Annotated in this window: 1 protein-coding gene; it reads right to left on the reverse strand. The window is 59.3% G+C overall.

Annotated features, from left to right (window positions below):
- Positions 1 to 2: 2 nt before the first annotated feature.
- On the reverse strand, positions 3 to 1,133 hold a 1,131-nt coding region (gene tuf, locus BM346_RS17865), incomplete at its 5' end, for an elongation factor Tu (protein ID WP_092016604.1).

Below are 1,133 nucleotides of genomic sequence, written 5' to 3' on the forward strand. Positions count from 1 at the left end.
AATTACTCGATGATCTTGGAAACCACACCGGCACCAACGGTACGGCCGCCTTCGCGAATCGCGAAGCGCAGACCATCTTCCATGGCGATCGGAGCGATCAGGGTGACAGACATCTTCACGTTGTCACCCGGCATTACCATTTCAACGCCTTCCGGCAGCTCGCAGGAGCCGGTCACGTCGGTGGTCCGGAAGTAGAACTGCGGACGGTAGCCCTTGAAGAACGGGGTATGACGACCACCCTCTTCCTTGCTCAGGACGTACACTTCGCACTCGAACTTGGTGTGCGGCTTGATGGAGCCCGGCACACACAGAACCTGGCCACGCTCAACGTCGTCACGCTTGGTGCCACGCAGCAGCGCACCGATGTTCTCACCCGCACGACCTTCGTCGAGCAGCTTGCGGAACATCTCAACACCGGTAACGGTGGTCTTCACGGTATCACGGATACCAACGATTTCCACTTCGTCGCCAGTCTTGACGATACCGCGCTCAACACGGCCGGTTACCACGGTACCACGACCGGAGATGGAGAATACGTCCTCGATCGGCATCAGGAACGGCTGATCGATGGCACGCTCCGGCTCCGGGATGTAGTCGTCCAGGGCTTCTACCAGCTTCTTGACTGCGGTAGTACCCATCTCGTTGTCGTCCTTACCTTCCAGCGCCATCAGCGCGGAACCGGTAATGATCGGAGTGTCGTCACCCGGGAAGTCGTACTGGCTCAGCAGCTCACGAACTTCCATCTCGACCAGCTCCAGCAGCTCCTCGTCATCTACCATGTCGGCCTTGTTCAGGAACACGACGATGAAAGGAACACCTACCTGGCGGGACAGCAGGATGTGCTCGCGGGTCTGCGGCATGGGGCCGTCAGCCGCGGAGCAAACCAGGATCGCACCGTCCATCTGGGCCGCACCGGTGATCATGTTCTTCACATAGTCAGCGTGGCCCGGGCAGTCTACGTGTGCGTAGTGACGGCTCGGTGAATCGTACTCAACGTGAGAGGTCGCGATGGTGATACCACGGGCCTTCTCTTCCGGTGCGTTATCGATCTGGTCGAATGCACGGGACTCACCTGTACCCCACACTTCGTGACATACGCGGGTCAGGGCCGCGGTCAGAGTGGTCTTACCATG

It is taken from the genome of Marinobacter daqiaonensis, from assembly GCF_900115285.1.
GTDB classification, from domain to species: Bacteria; Pseudomonadota; Gammaproteobacteria; order Pseudomonadales; family Oleiphilaceae; genus Marinobacter; species Marinobacter daqiaonensis.